General features: G+C 33.1%; 20 protein-coding genes. 7 read left to right on the top strand and 13 right to left on the bottom strand.

The window, feature by feature from the left end; genetic code table 11:
* Positions 1-32: 32 nt before the first annotated feature.
* Positions 33-2,363 carry a sulfatase-like hydrolase/transferase gene (locus QSV08_RS06025; RefSeq protein ID WP_324027482.1) on the top strand — a complete coding sequence of 777 codons (2,331 nt, stop codon included), beginning with the start codon at positions 33-35 and terminating at the stop codon, positions 2,361-2,363.
* The gene (locus tag QSV08_RS06020) at positions 2,363-3,670 is read left to right on the top strand and encodes a YaiO family outer membrane beta-barrel protein (protein ID WP_324027480.1); all 1,308 of its coding nucleotides are present in this window, start codon (positions 2,363-2,365) and stop codon (positions 3,668-3,670) included. The genes QSV08_RS06025 and QSV08_RS06020 overlap by 1 nt, the downstream gene beginning before the upstream one ends.
* Here QSV08_RS06020 and QSV08_RS06015 read toward each other — a convergent pair.
* Together QSV08_RS06015 and QSV08_RS06010 are read right to left on the bottom strand one after the other, a co-directional pair.
* On the bottom strand, positions 3,660-4,952 hold the full coding sequence (locus tag QSV08_RS06015; RefSeq protein WP_324027479.1) for a hypothetical protein: 1,293 nt from the start codon (positions 4,950-4,952) through the stop codon (positions 3,660-3,662). The genes QSV08_RS06020 and QSV08_RS06015 overlap by 11 nt on opposite strands.
* Positions 4,953-5,706: 754 nt before the next feature.
* On the bottom strand, positions 5,707-6,570 hold the full coding sequence (locus QSV08_RS06010) for a sigma-70 family RNA polymerase sigma factor (protein WP_027066973.1): 864 nt from the start codon (positions 6,568-6,570) through the stop codon (positions 5,707-5,709).
* 172 nt (positions 6,571-6,742) lie between these two features.
* On the opposite strand from QSV08_RS06010, the gene QSV08_RS06005 reads away from it, so the two are divergent.
* The 4 genes from QSV08_RS06005 (at position 6,743) to QSV08_RS05990 (ending at position 11,835) form a co-directional block, all read left to right on the top strand.
* Positions 6,743-7,252 carry a DUF6155 family protein gene (locus QSV08_RS06005; RefSeq protein ID WP_299799536.1) on the top strand — a complete coding sequence of 170 codons (510 nt, stop codon included), beginning with the start codon at positions 6,743-6,745 and terminating at the stop codon, positions 7,250-7,252.
* 3 nt (positions 7,253-7,255) lie between these two features.
* Positions 7,256-8,185, top strand: a complete 930-nt coding sequence (locus tag QSV08_RS06000) for a 2-hydroxyacid dehydrogenase (protein WP_324027478.1) — start codon at positions 7,256-7,258, stop codon at positions 8,183-8,185.
* Between the two features lie 99 nt (positions 8,186-8,284).
* Entirely contained in the window at positions 8,285-9,796 is a 1,512-nt protein-coding gene (locus QSV08_RS05995; protein WP_324027477.1) for a DEAD/DEAH box helicase, read from the top strand.
* Between the two features lie 791 nt (positions 9,797-10,587).
* Positions 10,588-11,835, top strand: coding sequence for a glycosyltransferase (locus QSV08_RS05990; protein ID WP_324027476.1), 1,248 nt, complete (start codon positions 10,588-10,590; stop codon positions 11,833-11,835).
* Between the two features lie 144 nt (positions 11,836-11,979).
* Here QSV08_RS05990 and QSV08_RS05985 read toward each other — a convergent pair whose 3' ends face one another.
* On the bottom strand, positions 11,980-13,038 hold the full coding sequence (locus tag QSV08_RS05985; protein ID WP_324027473.1) for an acyltransferase family protein: 1,059 nt from the start codon (positions 13,036-13,038) through the stop codon (positions 11,980-11,982).
* Positions 13,039-13,298: 260 nt separating this feature from the next.
* On the opposite strand from QSV08_RS05985, the gene QSV08_RS05980 reads away from it, so the two are divergent.
* The gene (locus tag QSV08_RS05980; RefSeq protein WP_324027471.1) at positions 13,299-14,180 is read left to right on the top strand and encodes an NAD(P)-dependent oxidoreductase; all 882 of its coding nucleotides are present in this window, start codon (positions 13,299-13,301) and stop codon (positions 14,178-14,180) included.
* A gap of 228 nt (positions 14,181-14,408) precedes the next feature.
* Here QSV08_RS05980 and QSV08_RS05975 read toward each other — a convergent pair whose 3' ends face one another.
* The 10 genes from QSV08_RS05975 to QSV08_RS05930 form a co-directional block, all read right to left on the bottom strand.
* Positions 14,409-15,071 (bottom strand): hypothetical protein, encoded by a 663-nt coding sequence (locus QSV08_RS05975; protein ID WP_324027469.1) that lies wholly within the window; start codon positions 15,069-15,071, stop codon positions 14,409-14,411.
* Between the two features lie 327 nt (positions 15,072-15,398).
* Entirely contained in the window at positions 15,399-16,352 is a 954-nt protein-coding gene (locus tag QSV08_RS05970; RefSeq protein WP_324027467.1) for a hypothetical protein, read from the bottom strand.
* Positions 16,353-17,688: 1,336 nt separating this feature from the next.
* Positions 17,689-18,297 (bottom strand): short chain dehydrogenase, encoded by a 609-nt coding sequence (locus QSV08_RS05965; RefSeq protein ID WP_324027465.1) that lies wholly within the window; start codon positions 18,295-18,297, stop codon positions 17,689-17,691.
* A gap of 73 nt (positions 18,298-18,370) precedes the next feature.
* Positions 18,371-18,934: a Crp/Fnr family transcriptional regulator gene (locus QSV08_RS05960; protein ID WP_324027463.1), complete on the bottom strand. Its 564-nt coding sequence runs from the start codon at positions 18,932-18,934 to the stop codon at positions 18,371-18,373.
* 555 nt (positions 18,935-19,489) lie between these two features.
* A complete protein-coding gene (locus tag QSV08_RS05955) occupies positions 19,490-19,987 on the bottom strand; it encodes a hypothetical protein (RefSeq protein WP_324027461.1) in 498 nt (165 codons plus the stop codon).
* A gap of 318 nt (positions 19,988-20,305) precedes the next feature.
* Positions 20,306-21,493, bottom strand: a complete 1,188-nt coding sequence (locus QSV08_RS05950) for a TlpA family protein disulfide reductase (protein ID WP_324027459.1) — start codon at positions 21,491-21,493, stop codon at positions 20,306-20,308.
* A gap of 85 nt (positions 21,494-21,578) precedes the next feature.
* Positions 21,579-22,124 carry a hypothetical protein gene (locus QSV08_RS05945; protein WP_324027457.1) on the bottom strand — a complete coding sequence of 182 codons (546 nt, stop codon included), beginning with the start codon at positions 22,122-22,124 and terminating at the stop codon, positions 21,579-21,581.
* A 96-nt stretch (positions 22,125-22,220) separates the two neighbouring features.
* Positions 22,221-23,243: a hypothetical protein gene (locus QSV08_RS05940; protein WP_324027455.1), complete on the bottom strand. Its 1,023-nt coding sequence runs from the start codon at positions 23,241-23,243 to the stop codon at positions 22,221-22,223.
* 38 nt (positions 23,244-23,281) lie between these two features.
* Positions 23,282-23,938: a suppressor of fused domain protein gene (locus tag QSV08_RS05935; RefSeq protein ID WP_324027453.1), complete on the bottom strand. Its 657-nt coding sequence runs from the start codon at positions 23,936-23,938 to the stop codon at positions 23,282-23,284.
* 76 nt (positions 23,939-24,014) lie between these two features.
* On the bottom strand, positions 24,015-24,845 hold the full coding sequence (locus QSV08_RS05930; RefSeq protein WP_324027451.1) for a hypothetical protein: 831 nt from the start codon (positions 24,843-24,845) through the stop codon (positions 24,015-24,017).
* Between the last annotated feature and the right edge of the window lie 46 nt (positions 24,846-24,891).

Raw genomic sequence — 24,891 nt, 5'->3', positions numbered from 1 at the left:
ATAGATATTCCCTAAAGCAGTACACGCGGCTTATGATATCCTTTTTCGGATGTTTGTTCGTGTTGACGCTTTTTCAATACGGCATGCTGTATTACAAAGGGGTTATCGATACTATTTTTTCGGTGAGTTTTTTAAAAGCTATAGTTCATCAAATAGGTTTTACCGCTTTAATGGGTATTGCTATGGTGTTTCCCTTCAATTTTTGGGAAAACCTGCGCTCTAAATACGGCTTTAACCTGGTCTTCGTTTTATTGAGTTTTATACTCATATTCGAAGCGCTACTTACTGCCTATTACTGTACTACTTTAGTGCCTTTAGGTTCAGATATCTTAGGATATAGCTATGCTGATATGAAAATAACGATAGCTAATTCTGGCGGATTCATGATTTCAGTTTATCTGCTCATTGGCATAGCTATATTAATAAGTCTATTTTTAACACTTTACAGAGTCACTTCTAAAGTCTATCATCGAATTAGTAAAATGTATCCGTTTACTATCGTATTATTCAGTCTTTTTATGGCTTCTTTATTTACAGACGGCAAACCTATTAATCAGAATAAAGTACAATACCTAGCTGTTAACGTATACAATACAAGTACCGAAGACAATTCGTATACATCAACAGAAGAATATCCATTGGTGCAAAGTGCCAATGTAGAAAATGTATTGGGTGAGTATTTTGATTTAAAAGAAGAGAAACCCAATATCGTTTTTATAATGGTTGAAGGTCTTGGTCGTGATTTTGTCGGTGAAGGTGCCGAGTACGGCGGCTTCACTCCGTATCTAGATTCCTTGACAACAAAATCTCTTTATTGGGAAAATTTCTTGAGTAATACAGGTAGGACATTCGGTGTGCTACCATCATTATTAGGCTCGTTGCCTTTTGGTAAAAGCGGATTCATGGAGTTGGAGGAGTATCCAAACAAACTGACCATGTTCAGTGTGCTTAAAAATAATGGGTATCACACGTCATTTTATCAAGGCACCAATAGTTCTTTTGATAAGGTAGACCGATTTTTAACCAGTGAGAATGTTGATTTTGTATTGGATAAATCAGGATTCGGAAGTAAATATCAAAAACAAGCAGAAGATGCCGCTGGTTCTTCTTGGGGATATCCTGATATGGAATTGTTCAAGAAAAGTCTAAGTTTTGAAAGAAGTGAAAATCAACCACGATTAGAGGTGTACATGACTATTAGTACGCATGAACCTTTTATTCCGCCAAATCAAGATCTGTTTGAAGACAAAGTAAAGAATATACTAGTTAATGGTAGTTTTGACTCTAGAGTCGAGAAAATCATTAAACAAAATGATAACGTTTTTGCTACGCTCTTATACACCGACAATTCTATAAAATGGTTTATGGAATCCTACAAAACGCAACCAAATTATGAGAATACTATTTTCATAATTACTGGCGACCATAGACTTATACCAATACCACAGCGTAATAATATTAGCCGTTTTCATGTACCTATGATTATGTACAGCCCTATGCTGAAAACGACCCGTAAAATGAGTTCTGTTTCTTCACATTTCGATATTACTCCGTCTATACTGGCATTACTATCTAATTCGTACGAATTGAAAATGCCTAAAAAAGTAGCGTGGATGGGTGGTGCCCTTGATATGGAAACTGCATTTAGGTCTACCAAAAACATTCCGTTGATGCGTAATAAGAATGAATTGAAAGAATATATCAGCGGAGAAAAACTGTATAACGATGGTGACATCATGGAGCTTGACGAAGATATGAATATTAGCTCTGCTTTTGGTGGTGGTGCTATTGAATCTACTTTAGAACGATTTAAATCTGTGAATCATTACGTTACTACAGAGAACAAGATAATTCCTGATAGCTTGGCAATATTTACGATTCAAAAAGAACAGTTTACCGATAGTGAAACCGTCTGGTTGAACAGTGTTTATGATGGTAAAGATTCTGACAAGGGATATTTTAAGGCGAGGGATTTAGCATGGAATAAAAAGTGGGACAAAGCGTTATTACTTTGTCGTTACAACCTTTCTGGTGCACCTAGTCATATCGACACCAAAATACTAATGGGAAGAGTGAATTCTTGGAAAGGAAACCATGAAAAGGCGGCTGAAATATTACAAGAGTGTATTTCTATTAATCCGAATTATATAGATTCTTATGCTGCACTATTCGATGTTTATTATTGGTCAGATAAATTGAAAGAAGGTTTAGAGCTAATCGATAAGGTTGAAGCAAATAGTTCTAGTGCCAATGAGATATCAGATAAAATTTCAAGAGCACGAACAATTGCAAGAAATGCCGGTATTGAAGCTCATAAACCAAATCAAAAAGAAACTGCTAATACCATTGCATCCATCAAATAATGAGAAAAAAGCATTTACATATCATTCTTTTGGTTCTATTAGCCGGTATTTTCCGCGTTAGTAGTCAAGATACTGAGGGTAGTTTTGATACTGCTTATGCATTGGCATATGAGGGCAAAACCAATACTGCACATAATATGCTGTATTTAATGATTAATAAACCTGTTACCGATATCGATACTTCGATATTATGGGCAAGTACGTTGAGCTGGCGAGGCGATTATGATTTAGCACGTACCGAATTCAACGCTATATTATCAACTACTAAGAACAATAGAGAAATTTGGATTTCTGCTGTTAAAAACGAACTATATGCAAAAAACTATGCTACAGCATTGGGCCTGGCAAATAAAGCATTGGTGCATATACAAGATGATGAAGAGCTAATGAGACTTCAAGCAATAGCTACTGAAGGCATTAATGGTTCGCTGTATGCAGATAAAGGTTGGTATAATGTAGAAAGCGATGTTAAAACTAAATTGGTTGCTGCCAAAAACACAGAAAAAACGGTAGTGAAAGAAGTTGAAGACAAAAACGGAGAGTTATTAAGAAAAACGCCAGTAACAGAAGAGAAACTAAAAAATTCTGTAATGGTGAATAGTGCTGTTACTTTCTTTGATCAGCGTTTTGATCCTATTACGACGTCTAGTATTGCTTATAAAAGACAAACTCCTTTTGGATCTATTATTCCAAGAATAAACAATAGTAATAGAGTAGGTAAAAATGGAATTCAGTTAGACCTAGATTTGTATCCAAAAATTGCAAAGGGATTTTATGCCTATGTAAATTATGGCTATTCTGAATCTGACCTATACCCAAACCACAAGATGGGTAGTGATATATATTATAATCATAAAAGCGGTGTTGAGTTTTCTGCCGGTGGTAGATTCATAAATTTTGCTACTAAAGATGTCAAATCAATAACCAACTCTTTAGGCTATTATAAAGGCAACTATTATTTCTCGCTACGCTCATATATAACCCCTGAGTCTAATAATCTTACCAGGGTATCGGGTAATTTGTTAGTGCGTAAATATTTAAAGGATGCCGAAAATTATATGGGTTTAAATGTAGGTTATGGTTTTTCACCTGAGTTGAGACAATTTACTTCGGGCGATCAATTGTTGGCAGAAACACTACTATATATTGAATCGCAACGTTTAAGTTTAGAGTACCAATTTACCAGTAAAAATAATTTAAGTTCCTACAGAACAAATGTAGGTGTTTTGCGACAAGAGCAATCTTTTGATCCTGGTAGCTATTTTTATTCTATCTCTGCAGGTTTAACCTATGAGTTTAATTTTTAGACTGCATGGCAGCTATCCATTTATCGGCATACATACCATACACCAATCCTAATTCATTATCGTAGACATACTGCTCATCTTTACCAGTGTCAAAATTTACGTTGAAGACATATACCTTAATTCCCGCATCTCTTAACTGCAGCATCAATTTCTTCTGACTTGCAATTATTCTTCTTGAAACCGCTACATGTTTTACATTATTAACTTTTAGAAAGTTTACTTTATCTCCTTTAATAGCCATTAATGGCTCTTGAGAAATCATGGTGTGTATACCATGCTCAGAAGCCTTTTCTACTGCCATTACACTAAAGAGTTCCATAATTAGACGGTCTTTATCTATAAATGCATCAGCGAAAGCTATTGGATCATTTACTTTGTCGGTAATAAGTTTAGCATCTGGGTGACTTTTAAACCAGGCATTTATTCCATCCATATCTAAGGTAGTATAATCGCCATAAATTTTCTGTTTCATAAATTGAGCGTGAGTAGGAGGTAAGCTTCCCGAATAATCTGTAAAACGTGCCCACATGTTCCAATCATGTGCTGCTACCAATTTTCCGTCAGATGTTTCTATGATGTCCAATTCAAAATTGCGGAATCCCTTTTTATAATTTTCATCTAAAGCGTGTTTTGAGTTGGTAGATTTTACTCCGTTAATCTCTCCACCGGCATGGGCAATGTATCTATCTATGCTAGATTCAAATTCATACACCTCTTTTGGAAAGTAAATTGCTGTACTACCAATAGTTGATGTAATACTTAAGGTTTCTGTAACGGAATTATCATTTACCTGTTCAGTGATTGTACCATTTATATTATGCATAAGGTAGGCTTGTCTTCCTTTTAAGGTGCTTAATTGTAGAAAACCTAAATTAGATAACTGCTTCTCGAATCCTGTTAATTGTGCTGCTGCAGAATCATGTGCCAGTATTGCAAAGATTGCATTAGCTGCTTTCATCTGAGTAAGTACTTCTAACAATGCTTTTACATCTTCTTTACTGCCATAGGTGTCAAAAGTCTTGAATTCAAACTTGTTGTCTGCTTGTAGATGAACAATCGTTAATCCGCGTTCTATTGATTCGGTTTGTGAGTCGTAGGTAAATGTACTTCGCTCATGTGTATTGAAACTATGACTGCTTATTACTAGTTCTATTGAACTCAAGTCTTTAAAAGCGGAATCTATAGTATTTACATTCTCGGCTTTTGTTGAAGTCAATGTAAAAAGAAAAAGGAATAGAAATACAACTTTGAAGTTAAATAGCATAGGGGGGAATCTCTTCATTATAATTTGATTAAAGCTTTTAATAATGATATATGTACATCAATACCGCTATTATAAAACGTGACTACTTAAATGGTATTGTAACGCTAAAACCTTCTTTTTCTTGGTATTTAGCTTGTTATGACTAAGAACATACTTATTCCTCAAATTAGATATAAAGATTTATACGCTCTTTTCTATTTCTAAAAGGTATTCATTCACTGCTAAAGAGTACATTTTCATAGACTTATCGTTAAAATACCAATAAACAGGATGAAATGCACCCTTGTAAAGCCTAGTAAAATAGGGTATTCAGCAGTTTAATATGCTTTACAACACCTTTTCATGGGTTTTACAACATATTTAAATTGGTTCACCACAATTTGTTGTCACGACATCAACATCTGTATATATTTACTTCAAGATATGAATGTCCAAATCAAGATTAACTTTTAAACCTACAATATGCTTTACGACACCTACGGTGAAGAATACCTTGTGTTTCTTCAAGATTTAAATGAAATTCTTAGTATCAACGAATTAGCTGAGTTGGACTATATGTAAAAGTCAAATAAACCAAAACCAAAAAAAATAATCCCATGGCACACCAAAATCAAGATTTTTCATCTTATCAAAACTTTATTCAGGATCTTAATAGTATCCTCGTAAATTTTAATATCAACAAATTAACCTATTCATAGTGTTTCAAAACAGTATGAAAAAAGAAAGCGCCCGTATAAACGGGCGCTTTCTTTTTTTAAAACAATACTAAGGTCTAGCCTAAATAGGTCTTCAATAATTTACTTCTAGAGGCATGACGTAATTTACGAATTGCCTTTTCACGAATTTGTCTTACACGTTCTCTTGTTAGATCGAATGTCTGTCCAATTTCTGCTAAAGTCATTGATTGTTGGTCACCGATACCATAATAAAGTTTAACTACATCTGCCTCTCTTGGCGATAATGTATCTAAAGCTCTATTGATTTCAGTATTCAAAGACTGTTGTAATAAAACATTATCTGGTCTTGGAGATTCACCTGAACGTAAAACGTCATATAGGTTAGAATCTTCTCCTTCACGTAAAGGCGCATCCATAGATACGTGTCTACCTGAATTCTTAAGTGATTGCTTCACTTCAGAAACCGTCATTTCTAATTCTTTTGCAATTTCTTCTGGAGAAGGCGGACGTTCGTGTGCCTGCTCTAAATAAGAAAATGTCTTTTTAATTTTATTTATTGAACCAATTTTGTTCAACGGTAAACGAACTACTCTAGATTGTTCTGCTAAAGCTTGTAGTATAGATTGTCTGATCCACCATACGGCATAGGATATAAACTTAAATCCTCTTGTTTCATCAAATCTTTTTGCTGCTTTAACTAAGCCTAAATTTCCTTCATTAATTAAATCTGGTAATTTAAGACCTTGATTTTGATATTGTTTTGCTACGGAAACTACGAATCTTAAGTTTGCAGTGGTTAATTTTTCCAAAGCTGCTTGACTACCTTCGCGAATCTTCTGCGCTAGTTCTACCTCTTCATTCGCTGTAATCAAATCAATTTTACTGATATCTTGCAAATATTTATCCAGTGATTTCGACTCACGATTCGTTACCTGCTTGATAATCTTTAGTTGCCTCATATGTGTGTATGGAATTTAGAAGTTGTACAAGTTTACAACATACCGCTTTTTATCCGTATTTCCTAATCAAATTCACTATACTTCTACAGCATTTATTAGCTTTAACAAAGAATTAAGCTTTTAGGAGGTTGTTTCTGTAAAGCGTATTTTTGAATATAGACACTGTATTTTTATGAGTAAAAGGGCACTAAAATCTTATATATCCAAGCTTCCAAAAAAGGCGCTTGAAGAGCAAATAGTAGAGCTATACGAGAAATTTCCTGCCGTAAAGACCTATTACGATTTTGCATTCAACCCCAAAGAAGATAAATTGGTGCAAGATGCAAAAGCTAAAATATCTAACGAGTATTTTCCGCTCAAGCGAAGAAGACCTAAAGCAAGACGTTCTGTTGCTCAAAAATTCTTGAAGCATTTTATCAAATTAGGAGTTGACCCACATTTAATTGCCGATGTTATGTGCTATAATCTAGAAATCGCACAAACCTTCTCGATGGAGAAGAATGTACCCGATTCTTTTTATAGAAGCATGCTAAATTCATTTAACGAGGTTATACAATTTACAACAGTGCAGGGTGTCTTTCCTGAATTTAGAGAACGTATCTTAAAAATATATACAGAAACACAAAAACAAAAATGGCTATTTGAAGATGAGTTCTCAAAAGCATTAGATATTATAGATTAGCATATGGCAATAGTAGTTATTAGACAAGATAATAAAATTGAACTTTGGAAGAATGCCTTGCAAAAGGCAGATAACTCATTAAAGGTATATAGCTATCTGGAAGACCACCCAAAAGATGAAATTACCATGGCGGTCATCTGGAAGCATCCTACCGGTACACTTGCCAATTACCCTAATTTAAAATGTATTGCTTCTGCCGGTGCTGGGGTAGATTATATTTTTGAAGATGAAACCCGTCCTAAAAATATTCCTATTACACGTATTGTAGATCCGTTTTTAGCGGGTGATATGTCTGAACATGTTCTAAGTGTTATACTTGCTCATCTTAAAAATTTAAACGCTTATAAATTAGACCAGGTCGCCCATATATGGGAACCGAAAGAGTACTTAAGAATTAAAGATGTAACCGTTGGTATTTTGGGGCTGGGTGAATTGGGTGCACTAACTGCTACTGACCTTACCAAATTCGGATTCAAAGTACAAGGGTGGAGTAGGAGTAAAAAGAATATTGAGGGCGTAACAACCTTTTCTGGTGCAGATGAACAAAAAGAGTTCTTAAAAACTACCGATGTTTTAGTGTGTTTATTACCACTAACTCCCGCAACCGAAGGTATTCTAAACAAAGCGTTGATGTCTCAACTTCCTAAAAATGCATACGTTATTAATGTTGCTCGTGGTGGTCATTTGGTAGATGATGATTTAATTGAGCTGTTAGATGAAAATCATTTGTCTGGGGCTTGTTTAGATGTATACCATACAGAGCCATTACCCAAAAGCCATCCTTTTTGGGATCATAAAAAAGTGCATATGACTCCGCATTACGCTAGTGTTTCCGATACTAATTCTGTAATTCCGCAGATAATAGAAAACTATAAAAGGATAGGTTCCGGAGAAAAATTGCAAAATTTAGTAGATTCTGACAAGGGCTATTAATATTGTTTTTTTCAAGTTTTTTATTTCCTAGACCCATAAAAATCCCATAATTTTATAAGGTTTTTGCATTATTAACATAAATAAACGCCTACAAACCTTTTGAAGCTACATAACGATATTACTGAGAAGACCCTGTACGATTATCAAGAGGAGGATCTACATTCCATTTTTAAATATTTAGATGAGAATGGCGATAATTCTAATTTGTTATACCAATTGCCTACCGGTGGTGGTAAAACGGTGGTATTCTCTGAAATTGCCAAACGCTACATTGCAAGAACTAATAAAAAAGTAATTGTACTTACGCATCGTATAGAATTAAGTCAGCAGACGTCTAGAATGCTGAACGGTTTCGGTGTTAAGAACAAAATCATAAATAGCGAAGTAAAAGAGTGGCAAGATCAAGATGAGTTTATGTGTTTTGTGGCCATGGTCGAAACACTGAATAATCGTTTGCAAGAAGAGAAGATCGAGATTAATAATATCGGACTCGTTATTATTGATGAAGCGCATTACAATTCGTTCCGTAAGCTTTTTAAATTCTTTGAAAACTCCGTTATTCTTGGGGTTACGGCTACTCCGTTGAGTTCTAATATTAAACTACCCATGAAAGACAACTATAAAAAGTTGATTGTGGGCGAGTCTATTGAATCGTTAATTCAGAAAAAGTTCTTGGCAAAGGCAAACATGTATAATTACGATGTTAGCCTACAGACCCTAAAACTTGGTATTAGCGGTGATTATACAGTTAAATCTTCTGATGAATTATATGGTAATCACAGCATGCTTAACAAGCTAGTTTCTGCCTATAATGAAATTGGTAAAGGCACGAAGACGTTAATATTCAATAATGGTATTAACACGTCTAGGTATGTTTGTGAGACTTTTAAAAAGGCTGGTTACAATATTCGTCATCTTGATAATAAAAATAACGCCACAGAGCGAAAAGATATTCTAAAATGGTTTAAAGAAACGCCCGATGCTATTCTTACATCGGTAAGTATTTTGACTACTGGTTTCGATGAGCCTAGTGTAGAGACTATTATTTTGAACCGTGCTACAAGATCATTGACACTTTATTTTCAAATGATTGGTCGTGGTTCTCGATACCTGCCTCATAAAGAGGAATTCAACGTTATTGATATGGGGAACAATGTTGCCCGTTTCGGATTGTGGAATGCAGGTATCGATTGGCAAGAAATCTTTCATTTTCCTGATTTCTACTTAGAGAATATCAAAAACGATGAAGAGATCGAACGGGAATTTGTTTATGAAATGCCGGCAGATCTTCGTGCAGAATTTGCAAAATCTACAGAGATAGACTTTGATATAAAAGCAGAATACAAAAAGAGTTTCGCTAACGGCGAAAAATCTAAATTGGTTCTTGAACGAAGTATTCAGCAGCACGCCAAAATATGTGTAGAGAATTCAGAAGATGTTTTTGATGCCCGTATTCTAGCCAAAAAACTAAAAGAGGAAATCAAATATCGTGTACGCCAATATTCTTACTGTATAATGAACAATACCAAGAATTATAAAGAATGGCTAGAAGAGGATTATGAACGAAAATTGCGTTCTAAGATCTCGAAGATGTTTGCTGCGAAAATGTAAATAGAAGAAGTAGAATTTTTACCCAATACCAAAGGTTCTCGATACAACTTTTTGGTTTCCGCTATGCTGCAACTAAAAAGCCACTCGAAGTGACATTTTTGTGAAGGAAATGTCATCCTGAGCGCAGTCGAAGGGAATGGAACACGCAATAACTTTCTAACTAGCAAGGGTCTGCGACTGCGCTCAGACTGACATGTTAACTGAAAACTGAGACTGCCTACTGTAACTGATCACTGAAATCTACTTCCTAACATACAACTAACAGATTGCCACGTCGCGAAAAGCTCCTCGCAAAGACGTTTTGAATTCGTCATAGCGAGCAGAGCGCAGCTATCTGTTTGTTTGGGACACGCTCACTTCGGCTACGCTCAATGGCCTTAGCTTTCTTATTTAACGTTTTGTCAGTTCGAGTGAATTTCGAGGCACGAGAAATTAGTATCGAGAACCCTTTTGTGTACCAAGGTTCTCGATACAACTTTTTGATTTCCCCTAGTCTACAACTAAAAGCCACTCGAAGTGACATTCTTGTAAACATAATGTCATCCTGAGCGCAGTCGAAGGGAATGGAACACGAAATAACTTTCTAACTAGCAAGGGTCTTCGACTGCGCTCAGACTGACATGTTAACTGAAAACTGAGACTGCCTACTGTAACTGATTACTGAAATCTACTTCCTAACATACAACGAACAGATTGCTACGTCGCGAAAAGCTCCTCGCAAAGACGTAGCAAAACTAAAAACTTGCCATCCAACAACCATTTCCCGTACTTTGTACTTAATACTTCGGACTTTGTACATAAAAAATAACTCCAAAAATCTCCTCGTAATTGCTCTCGTATGGCCAGAACCTGCTTCTACGGCTGCTGGTGTTCGTATGATGCAGTTATTAGACGTATTTCAAAAGCAGGGATATTCGATAACTATTGCTTCTGCGGCTTCTCGGTCAGATTTTTCGGCAGATGTAACTTCTTTAGGATATCAAACGGCGGATATAAAAATGAACGATAGTTCTTTTGATGTTTTTGTTTCGGAGTTGAAACCTAATGTGGTATTGTTCGATCGCTTTTTGACCGAAGAACAATTTGGGTGGCGCGTGGCGGAAAACTGTCCCGATGCGCTTCGTGTTTTAGATACTGAAGATTTGCATTCGCTTCGTCATGTGCGTGAGCAATGTTTTAAAAAAGATATTCCATTTACTACAGATGCTTGGTTAACAGATGATAAAACCAAGCGAGAAATTGCCAGTATTTATCGGTGCGACTTGTCTTTGATTATCTCTAGCTACGAATTAGAGTTATTGAACGATGTTATCAAAATAGATAAAAGTCTATTGTTGTTACTTCCGTTTATGGTCGATGAAATTACTACCGAAACCATTTGGAAAACTTTTGAAGAAAGAAAAGATTTTATATTTATTGGTGGCGGAAAACACGCTCCTAATATAGATGCGGTTAAATACTTAAAAACTACTATTTGGTCACTAATTCATACCCAATTACCTGAAGCCAAATTACATATTTACGGTGCCTATTTACCACAGCAAATTGTAGAAATGAATAATCCTGCAACGGGATTTCAAGTACACGGTAGAGCAGCCGATGTTAATGAAGTAATGCAATCAGCCAAAGTATGTTTGGCTCCGCTACGTTTTGGAGCGGGAATTAAAGGAAAATTACTTTCAGCTATGCAAAACGGAACACCAAGTGTCACCACAACTATAGGCGCCGAAGGCATGCACGGTATTCTAGATTGGAACGGTGGTATAGAAGATGATCCTAACGAGTTTGCTAATGCCGCTGTACGTTTGTACACAACTGAACCTGAATGGGATAACGCTCAAGAGAAAGGCAAAACATTAGTGAATACTTTGTATGCTAAAACCAGCTTAGAAAGTATTCTTTTAGAAAAAATCGACCAACTGCAAAAGGGTTTAAAATCTCACAGAACAAAAAACTTCACCGGAGCATTATTACAGCACCAAACCATGACGGCAACTAAGTTTATGAGTAAATGGATTGAGGTGAAGAATAGGGGTTAGTTTGTTGGGTTTCGTTATCGATTGAAATTATACACGAGCCAATTTTAATATTTATCTTTCTTTCTCCAAATAGCCAAAATTAAGATTTGGCGACCTTGCAAAAATACTTGAACATTGAGTTAAGCGACAAATGCATTATTATTTTTATAAATTTTTGTGCGTTGTTTTTTTGCGTCCAAATTTTAAAAAATATCTTTCGTAATATTTGTAAACAAAGTAACTAAGTAAAAGAGTCATTGCGATTGATAATGAAAGTTGAATAAAAATTGGGACTTCTATTTTAAAAACTTTAGCATTTATTAAAGTAATTATTACTCCCATAGCACTATAAACTAAGGGGTGTAATAAATAAATGGAATAACTCGTCTCACCTATTATCATTAAAGGCTTGTGTATAAAAGATGGTAGTTTTATGGAAAGTTTGTAAATAGTAGCACAGATAACCAAACAGCAAGCTGTTAAGCCTAAGCGATTAAATCCTGTAACAATAACTATAGTATCGCCTGATACTGGATATAATATAAAAATTAAAATACTTGCTAGTAATCCAATAGATAGAATAGTATTGTTCAATTTCACCTTATTTGAGAATAATCCAATTAAAAACCCTCCAAGAAAAAGAAAAATTTGATTTAATGGATTTACGTAATTTGTCCATTGTTCGCTTAAAGGAAGCTCTACTTTTAATAAAAAAAAAGCAAAGTAAACGTAAAGGCTAAAAATTATAATTGATAATACAATCATTATAGACTTATATGACTTAGAAAGTAGTATAAATATTGGGAGAAAGATGTAAAACACTAATTCATTTCCGATAGACCAAGCTCCAGGTGAAAAATAGGTGTCCCATTTCAAAAAACCAAAGAGACCAGTTAAGTTTAGAAATAAATCATAAAAATTTGGAATATTTCTTGAAATTATAATTGCAAATATTGTTACAAGCCACAGCAATGGGAAAATTCTAAATATTCTTTTACGAAAAAATAAAGAAAGGTCATTTTTGTTAAATGTCATTCTATTGTAGTATACATAATAAAGAGTCAGACCACTTAAAATATAAAAAATTGAAACGCCGTAAATCCCAAATTTACCTAAAAAAGCTTCTGCTGAAAATTTTCCATATGTCCAGGTGAGATAATGATAAATCATAATTCCAAAAGCAGCCAATCCTCTTAGATAATCTAAATTGTAAATTCTATTCATTTTTTTTAAATAATGCCCAACTTGTAGCTAACAAAAGTTTCAATACTTGGAAAAGCTCAGCACAAGGTCTTTTTAACACATGATAACGAAGTTCGTTCTTTCAAAAATTTTATGCAAGTATTAAAACTTAAATGGCTACTAAATTCATGAGCAAGTGGATTAAGGAGAAGAATAGAGGATAGTTGCTTAGTTTCTTTTTTAAACTAGTAAAATATGTTAACTAGCAGATTTATATCTTTGCACTAAATAATGAAACAAATATGAAAAACCCTACTATTGGATTTATAGGACTCGGCCTAATGGGCGCCAACATGGTTGAGAACCTACAAAAAAGAGGTTTCCAACTAAATGTAATGGACCTTAACAAAGATGCAGTAGCAACTGTTATCGCTCGCGGTAATGCTAAAGAAGCTGCCTCTCCAAAAGAATTAGCAGAAAATAGTGACATTATCATGTTCTGTTTAACGACTTCTGCTGTTGTAGAAAAAATCGTTTACGGTGAAAATGGTATTCTTGAGGGTATTAAAGAAGGTGCTGTTTTAATTGATTTTGGAACATCAATTCCTGCATCTACGCAGAAAATTGGTAAAGACCTTGCTGCAAAAGGCGCTGGTATGATCGATGCTCCGCTTGGTCGTACACCGGCTCACGCAAAAGACGGATTGCTAAACATTATGGCTGCTGGCGATAAAGATACCTTTGAAAAGGTAAAACCTATATTAGATCAACAAGGGGAACATGTATTTCATTTAGGACCTTTAGGTGCAGGCCATACTACAAAGTTGATTAATAACTTTATGGGTATGACTACCGTTGTAGCAATGTCACAAGCTTTTGCAGCGGCTAAACTTGCTGGTGTAGATGGGCAACAACTTTTCGATATTATGTCTTCTGGACCATCGAATTCACCGTTCATGAAGTTTTGTAAAAACTACGCAGTAGATAATGTAAGTGATTTAGGTTTTTCTATCGCCAATGCGAATAAAGATTTAGGCTATTTTGTACAGATGATGGATGATCTTGGTACAAAATCTAAGGTTGCTTCTGCTACATCTGCTAGCCTACAGGCTGCTTTCGATGATGGTATGGCAAGTGCAAATGTTCCTGAAATTTTTGATTATTTTGTTAAGTTGAAAAAATAATCAATTAAGATATTTTTAGTTGTGTGATATAGTGTACACAACAGTTAAGCTAAGCTTGGTGCGTAAATAATTAAACTAATAGTTTTTTTGAACGCACAAAGCTTAGCTTTTTTTGATTAAAACTAAATCCGCAGTAATAACTGCTACCAAAAGTTTATGGGTAAATAAATAGAAAAGAAGAATAGGGTGTAGTTGGGGTTTCGTTATCGTTCGGTGTAAAATGTGTTTTTACACCTTGTTAGTAGCTTTATTTTTTATGTATTTATCCAAATCTTCAAGTTTTCCATCAAATGGTTCTTGTTCCGTCAGTTGATTCCATAATTCTGAGTTCATCAATTCTTCAGGTAGTTTGCCTTTAAATACATGATATGGTTCGAGGCTTTGACCATATTTTATAATTCTTGTATTATAACCACTTGTTTTGCTTGAGTCCATTAGTTCTATATATTCAATCTTATTCTTGAGCTTTCTTACACCATCGAATTCCTGACCACCTATCATAATCAGTTTACCATCTCGTTCAATGATGTAATGATCGCCTTCGTCATTGTAGCTTTTAATTTTGGCATATCGATCTATATTTATTTCTCGAACTCTTGCAATACCGGTTTCAATTATCGCCACTTTTTCTTTTAAGAATTTAGGTAAACGGGCTAAATCTTTTACTTCCATTACTAACATCCATATCATGAAGAACGATATAATTAGTATTGGAATGATTAACCATAGCGTAGGGAAATTGTAAATTACAATTATGAACCCTAGTAAAACTGGAAGTTTAATTAGAACAGATTTTTTTGTTTTAGGAAAGTAAGATTTTGTTTCCTTCACTTCCTTTAAAATAACTTTCTTATCCGATTCAGATAAATCTCTTTCGTATTCTTTAATCAAGTCGTTCTATTTTACTTTAATTACTGCTATCGTGGAGCTAAGAAGAGTTTCAATTCTTTTTAGCAGATGATACCGAAGTTCGTTTTTATTAAAATTAAATGCAAATACTAAAACCTAAATAGCTGCTAATTTTATGATGAGAAAAATAGGGGGTAGGTTTTTAGGTTTCGTTATCCTTCTATATAAAAAACCTAGCGCTATTAATATATAATATGTTTCTGTTTTGTAATAAGCCAAATTTTATATTAGAAGACTTTTTAAATACATACAGGCATCTCGATTAAGGCTAAGAATTCTATTTTTTCTTTTACATTGTTATAATGTGTTTCATTTAGTCGTCGATACTTTAAAATATCTATTTGTAGTTTCAAAAATTACCAACCCGTCTAGATTTACAATGTTGTTTATACGATGTGGGAATTTAAACTTTAAACTTTTACCTTCTAATTTCAATTCATAATAATACAATTTGCTAGAACTCATTCCTATTACAAAATGATTACTACCTGTAAAATTGTAATCCAATCTTACTGAATCAAATAAATCGAGTGAACTTTTATTGAAATAACTGGTTTCATCTAATTCATAATTACTGGAATTACAGTTGCTAATGCCTTCTAATTTTGTTTTGATGAAAGTACCTCTGTATAAATAACTACTATCATCTATATAGACATCTTTGTTATTAAAATGAGCAATTGCAGTATTACTTTTGTCTAACTTTGTAATACATAACAGTGTATCTATAAACCTTTCTTTAAGTATTTCAAAGCGCTTCTTTTTTATAAAACTGAAATATTTTTTCTCATCTTTCAGTAATTCTATATCTTTTATTTCAGAAGAATAAATTTTCTTTAAATTTTCATTACTAGCATAGTCTAGGGAGTGTTTTTCTAAAAATGTTTTTTCATATTTTGGAGGACTATATTTAAAAGATTTTTCTGTGTTTTCATCAAAACCGTAAATAACACCATCAGCATTTATATTAATGTAATTGTTTACTAGAGATATTGTTTTATATAATTTTTTGGTTTTTTTATTATAGATCAAGACCTTACTTTCAGGTATTGAATTATTAGTGAGAAAAAAAACATATTCATCTGTATCTCTATGGTACCAGGGAATTGCATCAATTTCCTCAAATATAAAGTCACCTTTCATGTTTGGTTCAAAAACATCCATTTCTGGATATTTATCTTCCTCTGTTTTGCAAGAAGATAAAAAAATGAATACAACTAAATAGATGTATGTTATTAGGTTTGTTTTTTTTAAAATACGCATTACTTGGTGGTTTTAGTGTGTTATGTCACGGAGCTAAGAAGAGTTTCAATACTTCGGCAAACTCAGTACAAGGTCCTTTTAGAAGGTGATATCGAAGTTCGTTCTTTCAAAAATTGAATACAATTACTTACAATAGGAGTTGTATTCAATTTATTAACGAAAAGGGTAATAGTTTATTATGGTTTTAAGAGAAATGAGCTACTCAGTTTCTAACTGTACTTCTAAATTACTTTTCAATGCTACTTTTCACTAAATCCATCAAATCTTGGCCATGTAATTTTTTTAGCTATTACCACTTTGTTATTGCCTATTAAAAAATGCAGTGGATCTGATTTAAAATCGCTTGATCTAGAATAGTTTTGTATTAGCTTAAAGAAGAATTGGTTTGTTTTTCACCTCAGTTCTTTGTTTGCAAATGGGTTTTTGAATTTTCAATTGCAATCAGTAAATATTTTAATATTTTGGGGAATACGATTAAATCTAATTTTCTAATTCAATGCTCAAATTGCAACTCTTTCTTTTTATTAACCAAACTATCAATATACTAATAAGTACACTGGGTATCATCACAAAAATTTTATCGAAAGTCAAAGTATCATGGCTCATGCTTATATGAGAATACTTGTTAAAATCAATAAAATATAGTACAAGATACTGCATAAGGTGAGCAGCTAGTGTTGAAATTATAAATACAGAGAGTATTCTTCTTTTAAATTTGAATATTAAAATATATGCCAATATCAAATTAAAGAATAAGAAAAAGGGAATACTCTCAATCCACAAAATTGCAATTGGCGATGCGGGAATAATCAATAAATCTTTTAATTCAAATGAAAAATCATTCATGTGAATTCGTCCAATTAAAGTGTAAATTAAAATAGAAGAAAGGCTATAGAATAAATAATCTAAAAAACATAAAGTTACAAATGAACATCTTATTTTACTTTGCTTCATTTTTTAAATTTTTCTTTAAAATTGTCTAATAGATAAAATGAGGCTCTATTTATTGTATTAACGATCTTTTTTATATAATAGTTTAGGTTTCTTTTTTCAACTTTGCAGTAAACCTAGAATTAAAAAGAGTTTCATTTCTTTTTTGCGGATGATAATGAAGTTCGTTCTTTCAAAAATTGAATGCAACTACTTACAATAGGAGTTGTATTTAATTTATCAACGAAAAAGCTGATAAACCGGACAATCAATTTTAGGGGCAGCAAAGTACTAAAATGTTAATGGTTACATGTTTAAAAATCATAATAAAAAAATAGCAGCTAAGAGTTAAACCAAAAGTTTAATTCTTAGCTGCTCTTATGAGTAGCTATTATGCAGTTTCTACTTAAGCATCTACAAAGATTACTTGGCCAGTAATGAATCCGTCTACAGAACGCTCAAAAGCTTTTCCTACTAAAGCCCCTGGTACAGGTTGAAAACCAGGCATCATTTCACCATAAACATCCCAAGCTTCTTCTAATACTGTTGGGTTAATTGAGTTAATACGTATGCCTCGTGGCATTTCTAAAGCTACACACTTAACAAAAGTATCTATGGCGCCGCTTGTCGTAGCATCTGCAATGGCAGAAGGTATTGGTTTTACATTTAAAATTCCTGTTATCAGGGTGAATGATCCGTTGTCAGCAATGTATTCTTGACCAATACGTACAATGTTTATTTGTCCCATCATTTTGCTCATAATGGTACTCATCCATTGTTCTTCGGTCATTTCGGTGAAATTGGCGTATTCACAAACGCCCACTGTATTTACAACTGCATCAAAATGACCTACATCTTTATATAGTTTTCTTAATGATTCTACGTTAGTAATATCTACTTGATAATCATTGTTATCGGTAGAACGACCGGCAGTTATTACTTTGTGCTTACCAAAACCTGTTAAGGCTGCTTGTCCCATTTTTCCGTTAGCTCCTATTAATAATATTGTTTTCATATGATATATATTTTTAGTTAAAAATTATATGCAAATTTATTACGAGCAAAAGGTTTATGAGTAGGACATTTGTCTAATAAGATATATTTGCCCTAATTCTGCTGAGATGCCTTTGGGTAATTCCTAAATACGAGGCTATAAAATAAAGCGGAATTTCTTGTATGTATTTGGGCTGCTTGGTTATCAAATCTAAATACCGTTGTTGCGCTTTATCTTTTTGATGATTGAAAATCCATTTTTCTAGCTCCACATACTCTTTTTCAGCAATAATTTTTAAAAACAAAAGCCAATTACTATTTGATTTTGCTAAAGTATCTAATGTAGTTTTAGGTATTGATATAATCTCAGCATCTGTTAGCGCTTGAATATTTTCTTCAGATTTTTCTTGTGAAATAAATGAAGAATAAGCCATTAGTAAATGATCAGGAAAAGTGAAGCAATAGGTTATTTCATCATCAGTATTTGAAAAATAGAACGAACGAAAAATTCCCGATTTCACGAAAGATAAATTGTCACACACTTCATCTCTATGAATAAAAAAATCATTCTTTTTTAATTCTCTAGTAGTTGTGAGAAATAAGAATTCGTCAATTTCTTCTGCACTAAATAGATCGAAGGTTTTAAGATATGCTTTCATTGTTCATCGTAACTGTGAGTTTTTACAAATTACAACTTTAGTTTTAACTAGGTGAAACCATGTTACTACTAAATGTCACTTTCATAATTTTCAATAGTGATATGAAAACTAGTGTTTTCTTAACTAGTCATAAGATTTTGAGCAAATGGATTGAGGCGAAGAATAGGGGGTAGTTGGTTGGTTTCGTTATCGGTTTTGTAACAAGAATAGTAGGGCAGAAAAAAGGGACTACCGTTGGTGTAATAGAAAAATCAGCCGAAGTCATAGTACCTACTAGAAACGAGGTGTAATAAACTGCATAGGTCTCACAAGTGGGAAAGGACTGAACGCTATCCTTCTGGAAATTACCATGGGAGCATTGATTTTCACTAATTGGGTGACCGATTCCCAAGAAAATCTGTAGCCTTTTGAAAAAATACAGAATAGTTTCAATTGGTGTAAAGAGCACTTGAAAAGATGGATTGCGAACCGCCGTAAACGAGACCCGTATGTGCGGTGGTGTGGAGTGCACTCCGTCATTTGATGGCGGAGCCATCCTCTCGACTAGCAATAGTTTTATTTTTTTTGTTCCTTAATTACTACGTCGTATAAATTAATTTCTCTCAATTCTTTAATTTTATTTTTATCAAAATAGGTAATCACATAGTTTAATCCATCTTTTTCATTTGGATTTATTTTTTCTAATTCAAGAAGTCCTTTAAAATTTGTTATTGCTAATTGAAAAATAAATCCTCTCTCAAACATATGAGAACTTTTTTCGTCATCAAAATCATCAGATAATTTCAACGAGCTTTCTTTTTTTAAGTTTATTGAGTATGTGAAGGTTTCTGAATTATCATTTGTATTACAAATTACTATTCCAATTCTCTTGTTGTTTTCAATATCGTTGTCGTAGACATATTCTTCGATTATTATAAATGATTCAATTTTTTCATATTCTATATTCTTAAGACTAAAAATCTGTTTATAATAATCGGTTTTATGTTCTTGTGAATTAGTACAACATATATTTAGTAAAGTTAAAATCGCAATTAAAAAAGTGTTTTTATTCATTTTTGTATAAATGTCTGACTAATGTTTTTTATGGTGTAAAAAATCAGTTGTTAGTGTTTTTTGCTTTCAGTAATAATTCTTTCTTTAAACATTAACTCAATGTAATTAATTCCCCTTCGAAATGAGATAAATTACTGCTAACATGGAGCTAAGAAGAGTTTCAATTCTTTTTAGCGGATGATAATGAAGTTCGTTCTTTCAAAAATTGAATGCAAGCACTCAAAATATGGGTTGTTATCAATTTATTAACGATAAGGGTAATGGTTTATTATGGTTCTAAAGGAAAGGAGCTACCTAGTTTCTAATAGTTTTTCAATATTACTTTCCAAAACTACTTCTCACCAAATCAATCAAATCTTGGCCATGTATATTTTTAGCTATGACCACTCCGTTACTATCGAGAATAAAGTTCGCAGGAATGGTACGAACACGTATTTTCTTTAAAAAAGGAGCATCGTCACCTTGTAAATCTGAAGATTGTAGCCAACGACCTGCGCCATCGAGCTTTGCAGCGGTTTTCCAGGCTGCTTCATCACTTTCTAGGGCATAGGCAACAATTTGTAAACCTTGGTCATAATACTCCTCATAAAGCGGTACTAGAACATTACGGTTCTCTAATCTGCAAGGAGCACACCAAGATGCCCATAAGTCTATAATAGTAAGTTGTTTGCCTAACATATCTTTAAGGTTTACCGTATCTTTTGCCATCATTGGAAACTGAATGTTCGGGAATTTAACTCCGATTAATACAGGCAAATTAGCTGGTTCACTTTTATTACAGAGTTGTTTTACCCACGGATGACCGGATTCTTTTTCTTTCCACTTCGTACATTGATTCACTAAAAATTCAGGCACGCGTTCGTAATCGTTTTCTGGACTTACCCATCTTAACGCTACCAATGCTGTTAGAAGATAAGGAGTGCTATCTGCAAAGGTCATTAACGCTGACTTGTATTGTGAAATGGCATACTCTTTTGCCATTAATTCATCGCCGTCTTCTACATTCCAATGCTTATCGGCAAGATAGGTTTGGTAAGCCTTCGCTTTGATATCTCTTACCGCTAACAAAGCGTTATTCAAATCTGAAGGATTTTCTATCGTAAAACTTTTTTGAAATTCATCAAACTGCGCTGCGACTTGAATTGGCTCTCCGAATTGCCAAACAATAGGCATATAGTTAGCCTTGTTTGGATTGTCGGTTAGTAAATAATTACCCGCCTTATCAGTAGGCTGAACGGCTAATTCTAACAAAACCGGTTCTTTAGTAGTTGGTGGGATGTGGAACTCAAAACTACTATCACTATTTACAATGGCGGAGTCTATGACTTTCCCTAAATAACTTGCTGCCACATGCTGTAGGTCATCTGGTTGAATTAAGTAGATTTTAGTGTTTTCTTTTTCTAGACCTTCTAAAGTACCAGATATAGTTGCAGGAGAATTACAAGCCGTAAGATTTAGCGCCAATAGGATAAGACCGGTAATGATTTTTATAGGGGTAGAGCTCATTTATATCAAATTAAATACAAGGCTAACTATTTAAAATTTTAGAATTTAGGCAAGGTCAACATTAAAATCCTTTTTAATAAGTTTGTTACTCACCATTATTATATTTTTCAATAATATATTTTATGTTTTCCAAGCTCCCTTTTAGGGTATCAAATTCCACAAGTAATTCGGGTTTATCTTCTAATAATTTACGAATTTGCGTGTGTGCAGTTTTTCTTGCAAATGTATGACCAACCTTTGTTGACCTAAGAATGGAGTTATCTTTTATATAATAAAATGTAGGGGAATCGCCCGTAGCGTCACCGACAGACTTATAAAATTTAATTTTTCCTTCAAAAATTCTTTCTAAAAAGAAATGTTTATCTCTTGATACGAAATAAGCATCTCCGTCTTGACCATCGATAGTGTGAAATAGTCTTACTTCATTGGGTTTTATTACGCTTTTCTTTTTGTTATTGTCTTTAAACTTAAAATTATATTCAACGTAAAGGGTTCCATAATCTATTTTCCGTTTCACCTTACCATAAATTGTATCATTATCAAAAGTTACTATGTATTCTTGATTTTGAGCGATACAGTTAACACAAATCATTGCTATAATTATAAAGACGAAATACTTTTTATTTTTCATTTTTAAAACCTTATGGTCATTAATTCTTTCTATTGAAAAAATTAATCTTTTCAATAAATTCAACCTGTGGAAGATAATAAATTACTTGTGAATACTTTATATATCATTTATGTTGTAATGGTGTTTTTTCCAATCATTCAAGATTCCTGTAAAATCACTCATCATTAGCTCAAAATCATAATCTAATTTCTTCTTCAATTTATCAGAAGTCTTATTTAAGGCTACTAAAAAATATTTGCCTAATTTATCTCTTTGTTCTGAATGCGTTAATTCACTAAATCCTTTTTCAAAATGTATTGTAATTCGGGTTCTTCCTGTATCTTTTCTAAAAGGTCCATACTCAATTCTATTCCTCAAAAAATAGCCGTTTTCTTCAATTTCTTTTTTTGAAAACATTTTTTGTATTTCTACATAAGCATTTTTACTGCTTATTTTTTTGTTACTTTCTTTTATGATATAGTTAGTCTTACAATGGTTGTCGTCAAAAAAACTAAATGAACAGGTTATAATAATCCTATTAACACTTCTACCATATTTTTCAGGCTGCATTTTTCTGTTTAATGCTATTTGAAGGTCTTTTTGTAATGACTCGATTACCGGCTTAGAATTTTCATAACAATTACTAAGTCCTGCTCTAATTCTTATTGGGTTTTTAGGTATCCAATTTCGCTGACTTAATAGTTTAATATCTTGAATATGTTCTTTTGTAATGTAATCAGATAAAATAGTTTCTCGTTGCTGGCTATCATTAGCACTTGCATGGAAACTAGTTCTACCTTGCTCCATTGTAAAGCCATCTTTTCTTTTTGACCAAATAGCATCAACAAACCGAAATTCTCCAAACCTATTAAGAAAATAAGTCATTGGGTTACCATTAAAGAACATTCCTCTTAATGCTTCTACTGGTTCGTTATCACCCCAACCAACAATTGCTAAACTTTCACAAATACGTACAGCTTTATTCCACTCTTCTGCATTTTTATAATCAGCATATTTTGAGAATTCGCTTAAAAGTTTACTTCTTAAATCTTCTATATTAGTTTGTTGAAACAAATAAGCTTCTAATTTTGTAAGTGTCTCAAATTCAGCTATTTTTTCAATCATGGTAATCTTTTTCAAGAGGGTTATTTTAAAATATTTCAGATTAATTATACCAGTTATTCTCTACCCAAATCTGTTATCAATAACGGATTATCTTTCTTTAATTCATTAATTAGTTTTTCTACTTCGGTAGTTTTAGGGTTAGCTTTTAATCGTTCTACTTCATTTTCTGTGATGCCTACTAGTTGTAAAAAAGCAACTTCGCCGTGTGGTGTTTCTATAGTACCTAGTTCTGGGTCTATGGCAAATACAAAACCTACAATTTTTGTATCTGTATTTAAACGAATAGGTCCGTTTGCAGGTATGAAATGATTTTCTTCAAACCATTTTCCGCTTTCAAAAACATAACGAGCTAGGTTATTCATTACTTGAATTGCCCAAATAGGTTCGTCTTTATCTTCTTTAAAAGGCCTTAGTCTAAAGGTAAATTCAAATCCCCATTTACTAAATTCTTCGTCTGTTTTATCTTCATTATAATATAGCTCGGACATACCATAACTTACAATATGTTTATGAGGCTCTTGATTTGTGGCCTCATAAATACTAGCACCATCTATGGGATCAGTACCGCCAATTGAATAATGCATGCCACATAAAGGGCCGTAATGTTTTGGTTCGGTTTTACCATACACTTTCTCTAAAGCATTGTCTATTGATAACCAACCGACAGCATCTTCCTCGTTAAATTTCTTTTTATAAATTTCTTTATCCATTCTTTATAATTTTTCAAAAAAAAATAGTCTCACAAATGATTTTATGGGACTATTGACATTACTACTTTCTTTAATTTTAAATGCTGTATAACGAACCATGCACAACTTTATAATTGTTGACATGAAACTCGTTTCTATCATTAAAAGCTATAAACGGTAGTAGCCCATCAGAGCCCAAAGCTTTTCTTGGTAATTTTTCATTTTGACTATCAGAGAAGCCTATTGTTGCTACCCTTATATCATTTGAGCTAACCTTTTTATTATCGAATTCAAAGTCATAGGCATCTAATAGGGTTTGATCAAGTTTAATGTCGAATGTAGAATCTGGATTATCTAAATCATCATATAGTCTTATCATTTGTTTTGACAAACTTTCAGATAAATCTTCCTCTTCTTCATCTCTAAAATCATTTAGAAGCTCACTAATTGCTTTTAAGAATAAAGGGTTGTTCTTGAACTCCCCATCTTCAACCAATGCACAAACTAGCATACCATAGCCAACATCTTTATTTACTTCCCATAATTGTGGCGCGCATTGAATTACTGTAGATAAAATAACTTCACCTTGTTTTACTTTTTCTAACCATTTGTCTTTACCTATTAATGGTGCCGACATGCTTTTCTTAAACAATTCAGAATTAATATCAATTCTTGAATACATGAATGGCTTTAGTAAACCAACATCTGTAGGATTAGGAATTTTACTTTTTTCCATTTCAACATTTTCGAATCTAATACGATCTAATAGTTGATTTTTATTTTCTCCTTTTTCATATTTTTCAAGCAATTCTTTTACATCATAACCTTTGCCTTCCATTTCTTTCAGCTGCTCGTATGTGTAGTCTTCCGTATCAAAACCGGTATCAACTTTTCGCATTAGATTGATAAACATGTCTTTTAATCCCATTTTATAATATTTAGTTTAGATTGAATTATTCTAGTTTACAACGTTT

The organism is Maribacter sp. BPC-D8 (genome assembly GCF_035207705.1).
Classification (GTDB): domain Bacteria; phylum Bacteroidota; class Bacteroidia; order Flavobacteriales; family Flavobacteriaceae; genus Maribacter.
Note: the sequence above shows the minus strand (reverse complement) of the source record. Positions and strands in the feature narration are given on the sequence as shown.

Excerpts from the sequence above, each read along its gene's own strand:
- QSV08_RS06000 (WP_324027478.1), top strand. The coding sequence starts at position 7,256 with ATGGCAATAGTAGTTATTAGACAAGATAATAAAATTGAACTTTGGAAG.
- QSV08_RS05970 (WP_324027467.1), bottom strand. The coding sequence starts at position 16,352 with ATGCGTATTTTAAAAAAAACAAACCTAATAACATACATCTATTTAGTT.
- QSV08_RS05950 (WP_324027459.1), bottom strand. The coding sequence starts at position 21,493 with ATGAGCTCTACCCCTATAAAAATCATTACCGGTCTTATCCTATTGGCG.
- QSV08_RS05955 (WP_324027461.1), bottom strand. The coding sequence starts at position 19,987 with ATGAATAAAAACACTTTTTTAATTGCGATTTTAACTTTACTAAATATA.
- QSV08_RS06015 (WP_324027479.1), bottom strand. The coding sequence starts at position 4,952 with ATGAAGAGATTCCCCCCTATGCTATTTAACTTCAAAGTTGTATTTCTA.
- QSV08_RS05960 (WP_324027463.1), bottom strand. The coding sequence starts at position 18,934 with ATGAAAGCATATCTTAAAACCTTCGATCTATTTAGTGCAGAAGAAATT.
- QSV08_RS06025 (WP_324027482.1), top strand. The coding sequence starts at position 33 with ATGATATCCTTTTTCGGATGTTTGTTCGTGTTGACGCTTTTTCAATAC.
- QSV08_RS05935 (WP_324027453.1), bottom strand. The coding sequence starts at position 23,938 with ATGGATAAAGAAATTTATAAAAAGAAATTTAACGAGGAAGATGCTGTC.
- QSV08_RS05980 (WP_324027471.1), top strand. The coding sequence starts at position 13,299 with ATGAAAAACCCTACTATTGGATTTATAGGACTCGGCCTAATGGGCGCC.
- QSV08_RS05985 (WP_324027473.1), bottom strand. The coding sequence starts at position 13,038 with ATGAATAGAATTTACAATTTAGATTATCTAAGAGGATTGGCTGCTTTT.
- QSV08_RS05930 (WP_324027451.1), bottom strand. The coding sequence starts at position 24,845 with ATGGGATTAAAAGACATGTTTATCAATCTAATGCGAAAAGTTGATACC.
- QSV08_RS05965 (WP_324027465.1), bottom strand. The coding sequence starts at position 18,297 with ATGAAAACAATATTATTAATAGGAGCTAACGGAAAAATGGGACAAGCA.
- QSV08_RS05945 (WP_324027457.1), bottom strand. The coding sequence starts at position 22,124 with ATGAAAAATAAAAAGTATTTCGTCTTTATAATTATAGCAATGATTTGT.
- QSV08_RS06010 (WP_027066973.1), bottom strand. The coding sequence starts at position 6,570 with ATGAGGCAACTAAAGATTATCAAGCAGGTAACGAATCGTGAGTCGAAA.
- QSV08_RS06005 (WP_299799536.1), top strand. The coding sequence starts at position 6,743 with ATGAGTAAAAGGGCACTAAAATCTTATATATCCAAGCTTCCAAAAAAG.
- QSV08_RS06020 (WP_324027480.1), top strand. The coding sequence starts at position 2,363 with ATGAGAAAAAAGCATTTACATATCATTCTTTTGGTTCTATTAGCCGGT.